This is a genomic window from Ruegeria sp. CG1, from assembly GCF_056537265.1.
The window spans coordinates 207894-224147 of sequence record NZ_JBQFRF010000001.1; the positions used below are offsets into that span (position 1 = coordinate 207894).

General features: G+C 57.1%; 16 protein-coding genes. 8 read left to right on the plus strand and 8 right to left on the minus strand.

Going from position 1 to position 16254, the window contains the following annotated elements; translation table 11 throughout:
* Window positions 1-78: 78 nt before the first annotated feature.
* Entirely contained in the window at window positions 79-1581 is a 1503-nt protein-coding gene (locus ACR0AU_RS01055) for a BCCT family transporter (protein ID WP_480795157.1), read from the minus strand.
* Window positions 1582-1698: 117 nt separating this feature from the next.
* Entirely contained in the window at window positions 1699-4389 is a 2691-nt protein-coding gene (gene acnA, locus ACR0AU_RS01060; RefSeq protein ID WP_480795158.1) for an aconitate hydratase AcnA, read from the minus strand.
* Window positions 4390-4615: 226 nt separating this feature from the next.
* On the opposite strand from acnA, the gene ACR0AU_RS01065 reads away from it, so the two are divergent.
* Window positions 4616-5317, plus strand: a complete 702-nt coding sequence (locus ACR0AU_RS01065) for a DUF1223 domain-containing protein (protein ID WP_170396404.1) — start codon at window positions 4616-4618, stop codon at window positions 5315-5317.
* Here ACR0AU_RS01065 and ACR0AU_RS01070 read toward each other — a convergent pair whose 3' ends face one another.
* The 4 genes from ACR0AU_RS01070 to purB form a co-directional block, all read right to left on the minus strand.
* Window positions 5318-6241: a lysophospholipid acyltransferase family protein gene (locus tag ACR0AU_RS01070; protein WP_170396406.1), complete on the minus strand. Its 924-nt coding sequence runs from the start codon at window positions 6239-6241 to the stop codon at window positions 5318-5320.
* A gap of 85 nt (window positions 6242-6326) precedes the next feature.
* The gene (locus ACR0AU_RS01075; protein ID WP_170733501.1) at window positions 6327-7403 is read right to left on the minus strand and encodes a FliG C-terminal domain-containing protein; all 1077 of its coding nucleotides are present in this window, start codon (window positions 7401-7403) and stop codon (window positions 6327-6329) included.
* Window positions 7404-7487: 84 nt separating this feature from the next.
* On the minus strand, window positions 7488-8030 hold the full coding sequence (locus tag ACR0AU_RS01080; protein ID WP_170403198.1) for a hypothetical protein: 543 nt from the start codon (window positions 8028-8030) through the stop codon (window positions 7488-7490).
* Window positions 8031-8410: 380 nt separating this feature from the next.
* Window positions 8411-9715 (minus strand): adenylosuccinate lyase, encoded by a 1305-nt coding sequence (purB, locus tag ACR0AU_RS01085; RefSeq protein ID WP_170396410.1) that lies wholly within the window; start codon window positions 9713-9715, stop codon window positions 8411-8413.
* 88 nt (window positions 9716-9803) lie between these two features.
* Between purB and ACR0AU_RS01090 the strand changes: the two genes are divergently transcribed.
* The 5 genes from ACR0AU_RS01090 to ACR0AU_RS01110 all read left to right on the plus strand — a co-directional run bounded on the left by ACR0AU_RS01090 (window position 9804) and on the right by ACR0AU_RS01110 (window position 12276).
* Entirely contained in the window at window positions 9804-10136 is a 333-nt protein-coding gene (locus tag ACR0AU_RS01090; protein WP_170733393.1) for a hypothetical protein, read from the plus strand.
* A complete protein-coding gene (locus ACR0AU_RS01095; protein WP_170626642.1) occupies window positions 10133-10555 on the plus strand; it encodes a DUF6314 family protein in 423 nt (140 codons plus the stop codon). The genes ACR0AU_RS01090 and ACR0AU_RS01095 overlap by 4 nt, the downstream gene beginning before the upstream one ends.
* A gap of 75 nt (window positions 10556-10630) precedes the next feature.
* Window positions 10631-11218, plus strand: coding sequence for a biotin transporter BioY (locus ACR0AU_RS01100; protein WP_170396416.1), 588 nt, complete (start codon window positions 10631-10633; stop codon window positions 11216-11218).
* A 139-nt stretch (window positions 11219-11357) separates the two neighbouring features.
* A complete protein-coding gene (locus ACR0AU_RS01105; RefSeq protein WP_170511968.1) occupies window positions 11358-11915 on the plus strand; it encodes a hypothetical protein in 558 nt (185 codons plus the stop codon).
* A gap of 10 nt (window positions 11916-11925) precedes the next feature.
* On the plus strand, window positions 11926-12276 hold the full coding sequence (locus tag ACR0AU_RS01110) for a hypothetical protein (RefSeq protein ID WP_170511970.1): 351 nt from the start codon (window positions 11926-11928) through the stop codon (window positions 12274-12276).
* A 55-nt stretch (window positions 12277-12331) separates the two neighbouring features.
* Here ACR0AU_RS01110 and ACR0AU_RS01115 read toward each other — a convergent pair whose 3' ends face one another.
* Window positions 12332-13546: a bifunctional alpha/beta hydrolase/OsmC family protein gene (locus ACR0AU_RS01115; RefSeq protein ID WP_170403180.1), complete on the minus strand. Its 1215-nt coding sequence runs from the start codon at window positions 13544-13546 to the stop codon at window positions 12332-12334.
* A 255-nt stretch (window positions 13547-13801) separates the two neighbouring features.
* Here ACR0AU_RS01115 and ACR0AU_RS01120 point away from each other — a divergent pair, with 255 nt between their 5' ends.
* Entirely contained in the window at window positions 13802-13996 is a 195-nt protein-coding gene (locus ACR0AU_RS01120) for a hypothetical protein (protein WP_170396424.1), read from the plus strand.
* 10 nt (window positions 13997-14006) lie between these two features.
* On the opposite strand, the gene dddP is transcribed toward ACR0AU_RS01120, so the two are convergent.
* Window positions 14007-15350: a dimethylsulfonioproprionate lyase DddP gene (gene dddP / locus ACR0AU_RS01125; RefSeq protein WP_170626646.1), complete on the minus strand. Its 1344-nt coding sequence runs from the start codon at window positions 15348-15350 to the stop codon at window positions 14007-14009.
* 124 nt (window positions 15351-15474) lie between these two features.
* Between dddP and ACR0AU_RS01130 the strand changes: the two genes are divergently transcribed.
* Window positions 15475-16218 (plus strand): heme-dependent oxidative N-demethylase family protein, encoded by a 744-nt coding sequence (locus tag ACR0AU_RS01130; protein WP_170612390.1) that lies wholly within the window; start codon window positions 15475-15477, stop codon window positions 16216-16218.
* The last annotated feature ends 36 nt before the right edge of the window (window positions 16219-16254 follow it).

Here is a 16254-nt window from a genome sequence, read left to right on the forward strand (position 1 = left end):
CGTTACTTACGGACCAAAATCCAGATCATCGCGCCGATGAATGCAAAGGTGGTCAGATTCATAAGCGTATCCGTCAGATCACCGATCAGCATGGCTCAGCCCCTCTTCTCGTAGCCCTCGGAACAGGCAGACCATCAGCAGAACCGAGATGAACACAAAGGGCAGCGCCCCGAGTGAGATCAGGACTTTGACCGATTCCACCGAACCCGACAGGATCATCGCGACACTCAACAAGCCCAGCAATGCACCCCAGATCAGCCGCACGCGCGGGGGCGGGTTTTCATCCCCCTGGGACGAGAATGTACCCAGCACAAAGGCCGCGCTTACAACGCTGGTTACGATGAACAGAAACGCCGCCGCTACGGTTGCAAGTATTGTGATCTGCGATAAGGGCAAACGGTCGAGCAGGGCGAAGGTCACACGCTCGATGTTTGTTTGCGTATAGGCCAGCAGTTCTCCGGCACCGTTGAGCGCCTCGAACAGACCGATGCCGCCGAAGGCACTGAACCAAAGGATCGAGAACAGTGTGGGCGCAAAGAGTACTCCGATCACGAATTCCCGGATCGTGCGACCGCGAGAGATACGCGCGACAAACACACCAACAAAAGGTCCCCAGGCGATCCACCAGACCATATAGGTGAGAGTCCAGTCGCTGAACCATTTGGTGACGTCATCGCCGAAGAAGGTGAAGGTCTGAAAGCCCCGAGGGATGACATTGGTGACGTAATCGCCGAACCCTTGAACCACAGTGTTCAACAGATACTCTGTAGGCCCGAGGACCACTGTGTAGGCCACAAGGCAGATCGCGATCAGCATTGCCGCATTCGACAAGCGCGCCATGCCTTGGCCAAGGTCGATTAACAGAGCAGGGATGTAGGCTGCGACCATCGCCAGGAAAACAACGCCGATCAGAAGGGCACCAACCGTTTCCCGGCCACCCAGAACCGCAATCCCGTCCGCAACCTGGAACACGCCCATGGCCATTGAACCGCCAACACCGATAGAGATTGCAACAATGGCCATGAAATCCGACAGCCACCCGACCCGCTCGGCCCAGCGTTCTCCTGGGAACAGGCTTTTGATCGGTGCACTGACCATCATGCCTGTCCCGCGCCGAAAGCTGAAATAAGCGATGGTCAGCGCGGTCGAACCGTAAATCGCCCAGGCGTGCAGGCCCCAATGGAAGTTTGTTGCCAGCATCGCCTGCTGCGCGGCGACATAGTCGGGTGCCATGCCCGAGATGAAGTTGAAATGGGTCAGGGGCTCGGCGACCGCCCAGAACAGCAGTCCAACGCCCATTCCTGCGGAGAACAGCATTGAGATCCAGGTGGCGGTCGAGAACTCGGGCTCTTCATCATCTCGGCCCAGACGTATTTTGCCATAGGGCGAAAAAGCCAGAACCAAACACCCGATCAACATGCCCGAGGCCGCGAGCATCACGAACCAACCGCGACTGTGGAAGGTTTGTTGCACGATGCTGTTGGCCCAAGTCACCAAGCTTTCGATATCGACGACGCCCCAGATCCCGATCACGGCGATGACGCTAAGCGAGCAAACCAGTAAGGCGTTGGGCTTTTTCATGGTGATGGAATTCCGAAGACTGTCTTGCTCAACAGTTTCAGATTTTTGAATAAATGGCCAGAAAACAAAACCCCCGGCGCAGGGCCGGGGGCTGAGGTTGGATATCAACCTGCTGATTTATGACGCTTTTGCGAGATTGCGCAGCACGTATTGCAGCACACCGTCGTTTTCGATGTATTCGATCTCGGGCGCGGTATCGATGCGGCACTTCAGGGTGATCGTCTTTTCGGTACCATCTCCGTAAATGATGGTGCAGGGCACTTCCTGCAGGGGCTCAACTGAATCCAACCCGTGGATCGATACGGTCTCATCACCTTTCAGACCCAGTGTCTTGCGGGTATCACCATCGGTGAATTCGAACGGTATAACGCCCATGCCCACCAAGTTTGAACGGTGGATGCGCTCAAAGCTTTCGGCGATCACTGCCTTGACGCCAAGCAGAGCTGTGCCCTTGGCCGCCCAGTCGCGTGACGAACCTGCACCGTACTGTTCGCCGCCAAAGACGACCAGCGGGGTGCCTTGCTCCTGATAGGCCATCGATGCTTCGTAGACTGAGGTTTGTTCACCATCCGGGCCTTTTGTATAACCGCCTTCGACGCCATCCAGCATCTCGTTCTTAACGCGGATATTAGCGAAGGTGCCGCGCATCATGATCTCGTGGTTGCCACGGCGTGAGCCATACGAGTTGAATTCGCGCGGCTGAACCTGACGATCCGTCAGATACTTCCCGGCAGGTGTCGTTGTCGCAAAGGAACCGGCGGGCGAGATATGGTCGGTGGTGATCATGTCGCCCAGGATCAGCAGAACCTTTGCACCATCGATATTCGAGATCGTGCCCGGCTCAGGCCCCATGCCTTGGAAATAGGGAGGGTTTTGAATGTAGGTTGACGTCGGTGGCCAATCATAGGTTTCCTGTTGTGGAACCTCGACCTCCTGCCATTTCTCGTCGCCTTTGAAGACATCGGCATATTTCGACTGGAACGCCTCGCGGGTCACGGTTGCCTCAACCAATTCGGCGATTTCGCTTTGGGTCGGCCAGATGTCTTTCATGTAGACATCGTTGCCGGCCTGATCCTGTCCAATCGGTTCCGAGGTCAGGTCGATGTCCAACGTACCAGCCAAAGCATAAACCACCACCAGCGGCGGTGAAGCCAGATAGTTGGCGCGCACGTCGGGCGAGATGCGGCCTTCAAAGTTGCGGTTGCCTGACAGCACCGAAGTGGCAACAAGATCGCCTTCGGCAATCGCTTCGCTGATTTCTCTTTGGATCGGACCCGAGTTGCCAATACAGGTGGTGCAGCCATAGCCAACAAGGTTGAAGCCGATCTTGTCCAGATCTTCCTGAAGACCTGCAGCCTCCAAGTAGGCGGACACAACCTGCGAGCCGGGCGCCAATGAGGTCTTTACCCACGGTTTGCGATCCAATCCCAGCGCGGCGGCTTTACGTGCAACGAGGCCCGCGCCGATCATCACATACGGGTTCGACGTGTTGGTGCAGGAGGTGATCGAGGCGATCACGACTTTGCCCGATTCCATGCCGTAGTTTTCGCCTTTGACCTCTATTTGTTTGCCCATCGGGCGTTTGAAGGTCTCGGCCATTTCCTTGGTGAATGCGGCCTTGGCGTCGGTTAGTGCGACATAATCCTGCGGCCGTTTCGGGCCCGAGATCGCAGGAACAATTGTGCCCATATCCAGCGACAGAGTGTCGGTGTAGATCGGCGCGTAATCGGCATCGCGCCAGAAGCCGTTTTCCTTGGCGTAGGCCTCGACCAATGCGATGCGGTCTTCGTCGCGTCCAGTATTGCGCATATAGCGCAAGGTCTCGCCGTCAATCGGGAAGAAACCACAGGTCGCGCCGTATTCGGGGGCCATGTTGGCAATGGTTGCGCGATCGGCCAAGGGCAAGCGGTCCAGACCTTCGCCGTAGAATTCAACGAATTTACCAACCACGCCTTTCTCGCGCAGCATCTCGACGACTTTCAGGACAAGGTCAGTTCCCGTTGTGCCTTCGACCATCGAACCGGTCAGTTCAAAACCCACAACCTCGGGGATCAGCATCGAGATCGGTTGACCCAGCATCGCTGCCTCGGCCTCGATTCCGCCAACGCCCCAACCCAGAACGGCCATGCCGTTGACCATGGTGGTGTGGCTGTCAGTACCAACAAGTGTATCGGGATAAGCGACTTCTTCGCCGCTTTGGTCCGTGTCTGTCCAGACGGTCTGCGCCAGGTATTCCAGGTTTACTTGGTGGCAGATTCCGGTGCCGGGAGGCACGACGCGGAAATTGTTGAACGCGTTCTGACCCCATTTCAGGAACTGATAGCGTTCCATGTTGCGCTCATATTCGCGGTCCACGTTCATCTGAAACGCGCGTGGGTTGCCGAACTCATCAATCATGACCGAGTGGTCGATGACCAGATCGACCGGGTTCAGCGGGTTGATCTTTTGCGCGTCCCCACCAAGGCCCTTGATGCCGTCGCGCATCGCTGCCAGATCCACCACGGCCGGAACTCCGGTAAAGTCTTGCATCAGAACCCGGGCAGGGCGATAGGCAATCTCACGTGGGTTCTTGCCACCGTTGGCACCCCATTCGGCAAAGGCTTTGATGTCATCGACGGAAACCGAGAACCCGTCATCTTCGAACCGCAGCATGTTTTCCAGAACCACTTTCAACGCGGCAGGCAGATTCGAAAAATCGCCTAAGCCTGCTGCTTGCGCGGCTGGAATCGAATAATAGGAAATGGATTTGCCATTCACGTTCAGGCTGCGGCGTGTCTTGGCGGTGTCCTGTCCGACCTTGATGGGCATCTGTGGCCTCCCTCTCAAATGACTTGGAATACGGGCTTCGCTAAGGGTTATCTGCATTACCACACCAGTTGTTTCAAGGTGAAACGGGCAGTTTGGGTGGTTTTTTGTATACCATTGCACACATTTTGTCGAAAGCTTGTGTCTGAGGTCTCAAGAAACCTTGATTGGCAGTTTATTCGGTTCCGACTTAAACCTTTCAGGCAATCATCCTCTATCGAGAGAAAACATGCTCAGATCAGTCGCTGCGACCGCGTTTGTTTCACTCTTTCTTGCTGCCCCGGCTCAGGCGCAGGATGACCCGGTGGTGGTCGAACTGTTCACCTCGCAGGGGTGCTCGTCCTGCCCGCCAGCAGACCGGATCATGCATGAATTGGCCAAGCGGGATGATGTAATCGGTCTGGCGTTGCATGTGGATTATTGGGACTACATTGGCTGGAAAGATGAATACGCCAATCCCGACCATACCGATCGTCAGCGCGCCTATGCACGTGAAGGCGGGCGGACGATGATCTATACGCCGCAGATGGTTGTGAATGGGCAGCAGGATGTGGTTGGGGCCAAGTCAATTGAACTGAACCGGCTAATCGATGCACACCTGACTGCGCCGCCGGAGGCCGAGGTCAGTGCCACGCGTACTGCGAACGAAGTATCCATGAATGTCGTTCCGATCGAGTTACCAGACGACGAAACCTATGATGTTCGGATTGTGCAGTATTCGCCGATGCGTCGCACCTCGATCCGGCGTGGCGAATTGGCCGGACATGATCTGGATTATGCAAACGTGGTCGAGAATTGGCAGATTGCCGGTCGCTGGGATGGCCAAACACCGCAGAGTTTCACCGCAACATTGTCATCGGAATTGCCTGCCGTTGTTCTGATCCAGCGCAGTGGCCATGGTCCGATCGTGGCCGCAGCGCGGGTTAAGTGATCAGGGCATATCCTTTGGCTGGACCCCCAGTCCCCTCCAGGACTTCCAGCGCCGATGAATCCAGAACCATTGTCCCATGTGCTGACGCACCATCGCTTCCAGGTCGTCATTGGTGAACTGGGTCATGGTTTTGGCATCAGTATGCGGGACCGGGTCGTGCAGGACGATCTCAAAATCGATCCCGTTGGGTTGGCGCACTGCATAGCAGGGAATCAGCACAGCCTTGTATTTGATCGCAAGTTCCGCGTTCAGCACCGAGGTGACGGCGGGTTTGCCGAAAAAGGTCAGCTCCTCACCACCATGCGCATGCAGGTCGGATACAATGGCAATGATGCCTCCGCTTTTCAGTGAACGGACCATTTCGACCATACCTCGGCGGCCCTGTTCGAACATGGGCGACCCGGTCTGATAGAATGCCTCGACATACATGTCGTTGAAATATGGATTTGCCATGCGGCGATAGAGGCTGCCGATGGGTTTACCGCTACGCGCCTGCAGCGCGACCCGCGCGGCCAGATAGTGCCCGAAATGCGCAGTGATCATCATCACTGGACGCCCTTCCGCCACGGCGGCATCAAATGCTTCGACACCCGAGCCCGATACTTTGGCCTTGCTTTGTCGCTCGATGAAACCGTCGGCTGAAAAATGCTCCATGATCGCGCGCCCGGCATTGTCAGGCACGGCGCGGCAGATGCGTTTGACCTCGGCCTCGGGCAGGTCTGGGCAGGTGAGTTTCAGGTTGCGGCGCACGCGGGTTCGAAACCCGACAATGGGGGCAAGCCAGCGCACAATCGCGCCCATCGCTCCGATGCGGCGCTCATATGGCAGCAGGCGCATGCCGCGGATTACGCCGGTCAGAAACAGGTTGGCGACGTAGTATTTTCCAAGCTCAAATCGGCTTAGTTCCGACTTTTCGACGGGCATGGGGAGAGACACCTGAGCGTTGTGAACTGCGCGACGAGACATACAGGCCCCATCGTGCGATCACAAGTGGTCGCGCCTTGCCGGACTATTCTGCATTCTCCTCCGCCTCGACCAGTGCGATCGCGCCCTCGTCCAAAAGCGCGCGGATGGCTGCAACGATCTGCGACATCGCTTCTTCACTGTCGGATTGTTTGACCTTGCCACGTTCGGCCATTTCTTCCCGTAAGTTTTCCGCCATGCGAGAGGACATGTTGGCTAGGAAGAACTCGACCGTGGCGAGGTCTTCGTCGCTATTGGCTCCGGCCAACGCCGTGATGAGAACGGGTTGATCCACACCGCGCAGAATCGCTGGAACATCGCGGGGTTGGATGCGCGAGGGCACATGCGAAAAGATGAAGATCGATTGCCGGACGGTATCCGCAAAATCGGCGTCTTCTTCGTCCAACGCGGTCAGCAAACCATTACGCGTCGCCGCGGCTGACTGGTTGAGGATCGCGCCCACACGCTCACCCGGCCCATCCCGAAAGGCGGGCTCGGGGCGTTGATCCAGCTGAGCGGCCAAGGACCATCCGATCCGCTCAACCGCCTCGGGCGTCACGTTGGCCGTTTTCGAGACTGCATAAGTTATCCGTCGCGCTGTGGGGCCGGGCAGGTGGCCCAACAACTGGGCAGCCTTGGCGGTTTCGAGTTTCGAAAGCATAACGGCGGCGACTTCTGTGCTTTCAGCTTTGGCCATTTCGGCCAGATCTTCTGAGGGTACTTCGTGCAAACGCTGCCATGGGTCACCGATCTGCCTCACGCCAGCTACCTTGCGCAGCCGGGCGGCGGTGGCTGGGGCGATCTTGCCGTTCACCGCGTCCAGAGCACCGGCTAGCCCATGGGGAAATGCAAGCCCTACGCCATCCAGCGCATCGGCAAATTCCTGTGCGACGGCGGCCAGCGTTACCCGGTCAACCAACCCCATCTGTCCAAGTTGGTGGGTAAGTTGTTCCTGCAGTGAATCGGGAAGCTCTTCCAACGGGATATCCGCCCCCTCGTTCAGCAGCAGCCGAACCACAACCGCGGCTTTCTCTCGGTTGCTGAGGGCGCGCGGCACAACACGTGGCGCATCATCGTCTTGTTCAACGACCGGGGGTTTCGTGCCCGGCGTCATCTGCACCATTAGGTTCGTGTCCTGCATCTGCCTGCAATGCCTCATTCGCGTTGCAGGCAGAATATAGAGAGTCGGGTAAAGAAACCCTGAAACTCAGTAGCTATATGTCAGCCCTGTTCTGATCGCTTCGCGCAGCGATGTCTCAGCCCATGTGCCTTCGCCACCACGCGCCTTGATCTCGCGCCATTGTGCGATGGCCAACTCGGTCTTGCCCTGGGTAACAAATCCCTGACCCATGTAGCTGCGGGCGAGGATGTTGTCGGGGTTGGATTCAATTGCTTTCTGGTAAAATGCGTCAGCCAGTTTCAGCTCACCCATCTTGCGATAGGTGAACCCCCAATAGGTCTGCACCCGATCATCATCTTGATCCATGATACGCAGAATGCCCTGAGCATTTTCGTACTGCCCGTCGTAAGCCAACTCGCGCACGGCATCATACAGTTGGTCTTCGGTGAAATTCGTCTTGTTGGGTTTGACGCAGCGCCCGGCTGCCTCGTCATAGACGCGGCCAAACAGGCATTTCTTTGTGGTGTTGGTGGGCTTGGGCGGGCTGCTGTCCCCACCACCCGCAGCAATGGCCATGGGCGCGAAAGTAAAGGCCTGAAGAGCGATGGCCGAGGCTAGTACAAGACGCATTTTCCTACTCCGTTGTCAAAGAGACTTGTTACAATCATAGCTTGATCTTCAAAAAAGCTAACGATTGACTGATCGCTTTTATTCACAAGCAGGAAATAAAAATGTCAGCTATTGACGATTTTCATGCAGCTTTGGCTTTCGCTGTCCCAAATTGTGCCTTCAGCACAGGACTGGGTTTGCTTGGTGTTACCGTTACAGGCAAATCCGGCGGTGCCCGCACAGATAAGAGCAATTGCGCATAGAGCAGTTCGTAGCATCGAGTTTTCCTTTCGCGGAAACTGTGCCAACAGATTAACCGATTTTTGCCAATCTGGCAAAGACACAAGGCCCGGCTGCATTGAGCAAACCGGGCCAAGTTTTTAGCACTATTTGAGTTTGAATTATTCGCCGAATACGCGGGCGAAAATCGTATCTACATGTTTGGTATGGTAGCCGAGATCGAATTTCTCTTCGATTTCTTTCGGGCTCAGCGCGGCGGTGACATCGGCGTCGGCCAACAGTTCCTCTTTGAAGTCGGTGCGATGCTCCCAGACTTTCAGCGCGTTGCGCTGAACCATGGCATAGGCATCCTCGCGGCTTACACCGGCTTGGGTCAACGCCAACAGCACTCGTTGGCTCATGACAAGACCGGGGAACTTGTTCATGTTCTCGATCATGTTCTCGGGGAAGATCAGCATCTTGTCGATTACACCGGTCAATCGCGCGAGTGCAAAGTCCAGCGTGATAGTGGCATCCGGCCCGATCATGCGTTCGACCGAGGAATGCGAGATATCGCGCTCGTGCCACAGCGCCACGTTCTCCATCGCCGGGATCACGGCCGCACGCACCATGCGCGCAAGACCGGTCAGGTTCTCGGTCAGCACCGGGTTCTTCTTGTGCGGCATCGCGGATGAGCCTTTCTGACCCATCGAGAAGAACTCGGCCCCCTCCAGTACTTCGGTACGCTGCATGTGGCGGATTTCGATAGCGATGTTTTCGATGCTGCTGGCGATAACACCCAGTGTGGCGAAGAATGCGGCGTGACGGTCGCGGGGAATGACCTGCGTGCTGATCGGTTCAGGCACCAGACCCAGCTTGTCGCAGACATGCTCTTCAACCTGCGGGTCGATATTCGCAAACGTCCCGACCGCGCCGCTGATCGCTCCGGTGGCGATTTCCGCGCGGGCATCGCGCATCCGGGACAAGTTGCGGTCCATCTCGGCATAGAAGCGGGCAAAGGTCAGGCCCATCGTGGTGGGTTCGGCATGGATACCGTGGCTGCGACCGATGCGAACGGTGTCTTTGTGCTCGATCGCGCGGCGTTTCAGGGCAGCCAACAGACCTTCGAGGTCTGCAATCAGCAGGTCGGCGGCGCGGGTCAGTTGCACATTGAAGCAAGTGTCCAGCACGTCCGAGGAGGTCATGCCCTGATGCACGAAACGAGCTTCCTCGCTACCCACATGTTCGGCCAGATGGGTCAGGAAGGCGATGACGTCGTGTTTGGTGACGGCTTCGATCTCGTCGATACGGGCGACATCAAACTCCACATCCTTGGCTTTCCACACGGCCTCGGCGTTTTCACGCGGGATCACGCCTAGATCGGCCATGGCGTCGCAGGCGTGCGCCTCGATCTCGTACCAAATGCGGAACTTGCTCTCGGGTGACCAGATGGCGACCATGTCGGGGCGTGAATAGCGGGGAATCATTGGCGGCAGCACCTTTTTATGATTGGGATGAGGCGTTGGCGCGGGGTTTAGCCGCGCATTGACCAAGGAACAAGGCGCGAGTGCTGGGATGAGACGGTTTGCCCTGATTTTATTGCTTTGGCCCGGATTTGTGACCGCCGACGAGTTTCAGCAACTGACGGGTGATGAGATTCTGATGGCGCTTGCTGGCAAGAAGCTCGACTATGGCGAGGGGATCACCCAGACCTTCGATAGCAACATGCAAACGCAGTACTTTTCAGGTCGCCCAAGTTCGGGACGATGGGCTGTTCGTGATGATCGCTATTGCTCGGTCTGGCCGCCTTCGGATTTCTGGGCTTGTTATGATGTTGAGCAAAGCGGTGAAACCATCCGGTTTGTGGATGATTCAGGCAATACAACTGACGGAATCTATTTGAAGTGAGCCTGCCCAGAAATATTTATGATTTCCAGGGGGTTTGGGACCTGAGCCGCCTCATCCGGGACGAGCGTGCAGGCCAGATCATTCAGGCCGAGGGTAAGGCAGAGCTTCGGCAAGATACCCAAGGGTTGGTCTATGATGAGACGGTCACGCTGCGTGTTCCGGGGCAGCCTGCAATGACGGGAACGCGTCGATACCTTTGGCGCGACGCCGGTGATCGGATCGCTATCCATTTTGATGATGATCGGTTTTTTCACGCACTCAAACTTGGCCAAACCCGGGTCGAGGATCATCACGATTGCCCGCCAGACAGCTATGATGCAGACTATGATTTCTCAGGATGGCCGCGCTGGACAGTCCGCTGGACTGTATCAGGACCGCGAAAATCCTATGAAATGGAGACCAAATACGCGCTGCGATAGCGTAATCATCTTGCAGCAACGGCCCGGAACGGGCATTGCTGCATGTGCAAATAAGTCCGAATGTGGAGAAATGAGATGAACGCAAACGTACTGGCCAATGCTTTTGGCCCGCGTGAGGGGACGGCGCTGCGCGTCAAGCAGGTGGCTCTGGTTGCCCTGGGTATCGTTGCTCTGGCTGTTGCAGCCAAAATCAAAGTGCCGATGTGGCCGGTTCCGATCACCATGGGCACATTCGCCGTTCTGACCATCGGCACCGCCTATGGCGCGCGCCTTGGCCTGATCACGATGCTGGGTTACCTGCTGGTTGGTGCTCTGGGCTTTGACGTGTTTGCAGGCTCCTCGGCCGAAAAATACGGCCTGACCTACATGATGGGTGGCACCGGCGGCTATCTGGTCGGTTACCTGATGGCGACCATTCTGCTGGGCGCACTGGCCGCGCGCGGCTGGGATCGTTCGGTCGGCAAGCTGGCGCTGGCGCTGGTACTGGCCAACGTGCTGATCTACGTGCCGGGCCTGCTGTGGCTGGGTCAGCTGTATGGCTGGGACAAGCCGATCCTGGAATGGGGTCTGACACCGTTCCTGCTGGGTGACGCGATCAAGCTGGCGCTGGCCGCTCTGCTGATCCCTGGCCTGTGGAAGCTGCTGGGCGACGCACGCACCTGATAGCGCGCTCTTGCGCAAGATACACCCGCGTTCGGAGCTTTCCGGACGCGGGTTTTTTATTGTCTGCAGAACAGGATGCTGGACAAAGTCAAACTGCATGGGCAACCTGACATCAGAAAACTGATCAGGTTATTGAGATATGCGTATTTTGTTAAGCTTGGTGCTTGCTGCAAGTGCCGTGACTTGGTTGGCTGTAACGCCTGTGCAAGCCGACACGCCGGTGACTTACACCGATGAAGGACGCGCCCTGTTCCGCTTTGAGGTTCCCGACTTCTGGACATTGCGTACCGGTGGCCCGCGTGAAATCGAGGATACCAATCTGGGCGATGCCCGTGCGGTTTCGCGCGTCATGGGGATCAGACCGGTGACCGACGATAATGTCTGGATGGGCTTCGTCTCACCATCACGGGTTTCCAGCATTCAGGGCGGGCTGAGCTATCTTGAGGATATCGACAAATTCCTCGTCAAAGACCCGACCGTGACCAGCACCAGCAATACAAGGATTGGTGGGCGGCCAGCCCACGTTATTCGAGGCACCGGCAATCGGGATGGGCGAGGCGTAAACTTTACCGCCACCGTGATTGACCTGCCGCGTGACCGTGTTGCGATAGGGGTTGCGATCCTGCGTGACGGGGCCGACCCGTCTTATGTTGATGCCTTGAACGCCGTTTTCGCGTCGTTCCGGTCTTTGCAGTAAGGAGGCTCGGATGACTCGCAAACTGTTAAAACGGTCTGTTCTGGCGCTGGGGTTGGGTACTGCAACGTTTACATTGTCCGCCTGCGATGGCGTGTCCGTCGGGGTAGGGTATGGCGTTGGGTATGACCCGTTCTACGACTCGATGCTGTGGAATGATTACTACCACGACCGTAACGTGAATGTAGATGTTGACATAAACCGCCCAGACCGGCCCGACCGCCCCGATCGACCGGTTCGTCCGACCCCTCCACCGCGGCCAAAGCCACCGATCGCCAAACCGCCGTCGCGTCCGCATCCCCCGGTGGCGCGTCCTCCGACGGCACGGCCACCAATTCACCGACCCTCACCGAGGCGCCGTTAGAAAAAGGGGGCAAAAGCCCCCTTCAATCATTATCATAAGCTGACAAAGGTGGTTTTCAGTCCAGCAGCTCAGTCGTGATATGGGCCGAGCCTTCAAGGGTTCGGTGCACGGGACATTTATCTGCGATCTCCAATAGCTTAGCACGTTGCGCGGCATCCAGCGGCCCTTGTAGCCGTATCTTGCGGCGGAACTGATCGACCTTGCCATCGCTGGCCAGTCCGGCGTCCTGCGCGTGTACCTTGTCGTGGCAGACATCGACGGTGATACCCGTCAGAGGCCATTTCTTGCGCCGCGCATACATGCGAATGGTCATCGAGGTACAGGCGCCCAATCCCGAGGACACAAATCCATAAGGGGACATGCCTCGGTCCGTTCCTCCGTACGAAGCGGGCTCGTCAGCGACCGCATGGTGGCGCGGGCCGGACTGGATGTCTTGCAGGAACCCTGCCGGGTCTGCCTCGGTCACGCGAACAACACCTTCCGGGGCACCGGGTGGTGGGGCGGGCGGGCACAGTTTGACGTATCTCGACACCCAAGCCGCAATGACATCCGCCGCGTAATCCGCATCAGCGGCGCGCGTGATCAGATGGTCGGCATCGTCCAGCGTGACAAAACTTTTTGGATGCTTCGCAGCCAGAAAGATGGTGCTGGCGTTGTCAATGCTGACCGTGTCATCGCGCGGTGCGTGCAGGATCAGAAGCGCTGCTTTCAAATCTGAAACGGCAGGGCTAAGCGCGGCCTCTGAAATGTCATCGACAAAAGCTTTGCCAATGCGGAACGGGCGACCGCCAAGCGAAACCTCTGCGCTGCCTTGCGCCTGAATCTCGGGCAGGGCGGCCTCGAAATGGTGTGATACGTGGCCCGGGTCAGCAGGCGCACCCAATGTGACGACCGCCTTGATCGACGGTATGCCAGCGCGTGCGCGCAGTACCGCAGCGCCGCCAAGTGAATGGCCAATCAGCAGGGCGGGGGCCATGTTGCGGCCGGACAGGTAGTGCGCTGCAGCGATCAGATCTTCGACATTTGAGGTGAATGTCGTATTCGCAAACTCTCCATCCGAGTGGCCAAGGCCTGTAAAATCAAACCTGAGCACGGCGATGCCCATCGCCGCCAAACGCGCCGAAATGCGCCGTGCGGCAGGTATGTCCTTAGAGCAGGTAAAGCAATGCGCAAACAAAGCCGTTGCCAGTACCGGCCCGTCCGGCAGATCAAGGCGCGCGGCCAATTGGCTGCCGTCGTGACCGGCGAAAGTAATGCGTTCGGTGGGCATGATGAATCCTTGGTGGTCCAGGTTTCGACAATACTGTGTGCTGTGTGCGGTTCTCTCAACCCCTGTGTCAGTGGCGTAACAGGAAGGTGAGGGGGTGGGACCACGTAGCCCTTGGCGCGTCGCATCAATGCATTGTTGGGGTTGGTATTTGAACAATCAAAAAATGTGATGATAATTCGGATAAACATTCATTTTACTTATTTATACTTGGACCCCAACTTGCAATCATCCTTCTTATCCAAAGCAGAGGTCAAAATGGCACATACAACATCTGCACCGCTAAGCCCGACACTCCACGCCGGAGTTCTGTTGGCAATTCTCGTGACTGGCGCAATTGGTTTTGCACTGGGACAAAGCTGGCCGCTGACCAATACGTCTGAGGACACGCCAACTCTCACCGCGCCTGAAGATTGGCACGGTAATGTCAGACGGTCCCACTGGTCGAACTAGGCCATAGCGCTTAGCCAGACCCCATCAACTGTGCGTCGAACGGATACTTCGTTAGGTTTTCATAGCCGTCTTCAGTGATCAGAACCTGATCTTCCAGCTTGATCGAGAAATCGCCGCCAACCTCGCCAACTGCCGCTTCGACGCACAACACCATTCCGGGTTCAAGTGGATAATCATAGGATCCCTCGACCGCCTTGTCGGGATAGGCTACCAAGGGCCATTCATCGCACAATCCAACTCCATGCATCAGGCAGCCGTATTTCTGTGCCTGAAACTTGTCATCCAGCCGATGGGCATTCGCAGTTAGTTCCGGGATCATGACGCCGGGCTTCAGCATTTCCATATTGGTCATGATATGTTCATGCGCGTGCTGCATGGCATAGATCATGTCGGGGCGCGGTTTTTGATCGCCGATCCACCAGGTTCGTGAGATGTCGACGCAAATGCCGTAAGACCCGATCAGGTCGGTATCGAACGCGATGATTTCATTTTGCCGCGTGATGCGCGGGCCGCATTCCTGAAACCAGGGATTGGTGCGCTGGCCCGAGGCAAGCAAGCGGGTCTCGATCCATTCACCACCGCGCCGGATGTTTTCAGCATGTAGCACTGCCCAAATGTCATCCTCGGATGTCTTCCCGTCTCCGACATTGACACGTGCGAAGCGCTCCATTTCGGCCACAGCGGTCTCGCAGGCGTGGCTGGCGCAGCGCATGGCGAGGATTTCGTCTGGGCCTTTGATGGCACGGGTTTTCTCGGTAAGCTCTTCGCCCTCCATCACCTCGAACCCCTGCGCCTCAAGCGCGCGCAGGCCGTGCAGCATGATCTTGTCGACACCCAGCCGCATGTTGCCGCCGCCGTGTTCTTCGATCAGGGCGCGCACCTCGTTTGAAAACACATCTGCGGCAACGTCAATCTTGTCGCCCCGGTCGAAATAGAACAGATCGGCGCCCGAGCGCTGCTCGCGCACCAGCGGGTTGAATTTCGACAAGAACGGAGAGTTCTTGTAGTCCCAGATCACCATATACCCGTCAGCGCAAACCAAAACGGCCCGGAACGGGTTATGGGTATTCCAGAGCTGCATGTTGGTGCTGTCAGTCGCGTAGCGGATATTCAGGGGGTCAAACAGCAGGATCCCGCCCCAATCGCGTTGCACGATGGCTTGAGTGAGGCGTTTCCAGCGGTATTTACGCATCTGTTCTAGTTTGGGCAGGCTAAGCCCGGCAGCGGCCCATTCGTCGAAGGCAAGCTGTGTCGGTCCGATCTCGATCCTGTCATTGTCGTTCGGTGTCCCGTCCCCGAGGGTGGCGCCCCGGGTCGGGTCAATCTTACGGGTGTCACGATATGGTGTGTTCACGGTTGGACCTTTCTGCTTGCCTGCCCAACCTGCAAATCCAGATGCGCTGCGTCTTCTAGGTTTGCGACCGTCTTCTGGTCGCTTTTTGACCGACAGCGTCAGAGCAGGGTGCTATGCCTCGACTATGACCGTGATATTACAACAAGCCATTCCCTATGATCCACTCGCCCAAAACCCGCTGCCTGGCATTAAGCCTGCGGACCCCAGGGCCTGGTTGCATCGCGACGATGCGTTTTCTGCCCAGATGCAACGACGCGCCGCGCTGTTGGCGCAGCAAAAACTGGACGTCTTGGCGCAAAGCCCCGAGGCGTTGGCACCCGCGCAGGAGTTGCTGGAACTGGTCATTCAGCAAGTTTATCCGAATGTCTCCGATCACGTTGTGCGGCCCGACGGTGTGCGGGTTGAGGTTGACCGGGAACGCCCGTTGGAAACGCTATGCCATTTGGTGCAAGAGGATTTCTGCATTCTGCAGAAACACGATGACGAGCATGTTTTGACTGGCGCGATCCTGTGCTTTCCCGCAAGCTGGATGCTGTCGGAAAAGTTCATGCGCCCGTTGATTGGGATCCATGAGCCGGTTGACGCCTACGACGCCAATATTGCCCGCAGAGTTCAACGTTTGTTTGACGGCATTCAACCCAACCGGCCACTCTGGCGGTTCAATGCGCTTTGGTACAATGACGCCGAATTGTTCCAACCGCGCAGTCTCATGCAGCGACGCACACCGCGGGATGAAAATTCGGCCCGATATCTGCGTAGTGAACGTCAGACTCTCTTGCGTTTACCTGAGACAAACGCAGTGGTGTTCGCGATCCACACTTATGTAATGGCCGCTGATCAGGTCCTTAAAATGGAAAACCCCGCCTGACGGCGGGGCCTCCAAGGAGGGTCTTGGGTAATTTGA

What these genes read in the sequence shown, in the direction of transcription:
- ACR0AU_RS01065 (WP_170396404.1), top strand. Translation starts at nt 4,616, where the DNA reads ATGCTCAGATCAGTCGCTGCGACCGCGTTTGTTTCACTCTTTCTTGCT.
- ACR0AU_RS01070 (WP_170396406.1), bottom strand. Translation starts at nt 6,241, where the DNA reads ATGCCCGTCGAAAAGTCGGAACTAAGCCGATTTGAGCTTGGAAAATAC.
- ACR0AU_RS01130 (WP_170612390.1), top strand. Translation starts at nt 15,475, where the DNA reads ATGACCGTGATATTACAACAAGCCATTCCCTATGATCCACTCGCCCAA.
- ACR0AU_RS01105 (WP_170511968.1), top strand. Translation starts at nt 11,358, where the DNA reads ATGCGTATTTTGTTAAGCTTGGTGCTTGCTGCAAGTGCCGTGACTTGG.
- ACR0AU_RS01115 (WP_170403180.1), bottom strand. Translation starts at nt 13,546, where the DNA reads ATGCCCACCGAACGCATTACTTTCGCCGGTCACGACGGCAGCCAATTG.
- acnA (WP_480795158.1), bottom strand. Translation starts at nt 4,389, where the DNA reads ATGCCCATCAAGGTCGGACAGGACACCGCCAAGACACGCCGCAGCCTG.
- ACR0AU_RS01055 (WP_480795157.1), bottom strand. Translation starts at nt 1,581, where the DNA reads ATGAAAAAGCCCAACGCCTTACTGGTTTGCTCGCTTAGCGTCATCGCC.
- ACR0AU_RS01120 (WP_170396424.1), top strand. Translation starts at nt 13,802, where the DNA reads ATGGCACATACAACATCTGCACCGCTAAGCCCGACACTCCACGCCGGA.
- ACR0AU_RS01100 (WP_170396416.1), top strand. Translation starts at nt 10,631, where the DNA reads ATGAACGCAAACGTACTGGCCAATGCTTTTGGCCCGCGTGAGGGGACG.
- ACR0AU_RS01075 (WP_170733501.1), bottom strand. Translation starts at nt 7,403, where the DNA reads ATGGTGCAGATGACGCCGGGCACGAAACCCCCGGTCGTTGAACAAGAC.
- ACR0AU_RS01110 (WP_170511970.1), top strand. Translation starts at nt 11,926, where the DNA reads ATGACTCGCAAACTGTTAAAACGGTCTGTTCTGGCGCTGGGGTTGGGT.
- ACR0AU_RS01080 (WP_170403198.1), bottom strand. Translation starts at nt 8,030, where the DNA reads ATGCGTCTTGTACTAGCCTCGGCCATCGCTCTTCAGGCCTTTACTTTC.
- ACR0AU_RS01090 (WP_170733393.1), top strand. Translation starts at nt 9,804, where the DNA reads ATGAGACGGTTTGCCCTGATTTTATTGCTTTGGCCCGGATTTGTGACC.
- purB (WP_170396410.1), bottom strand. Translation starts at nt 9,715, where the DNA reads ATGATTCCCCGCTATTCACGCCCCGACATGGTCGCCATCTGGTCACCC.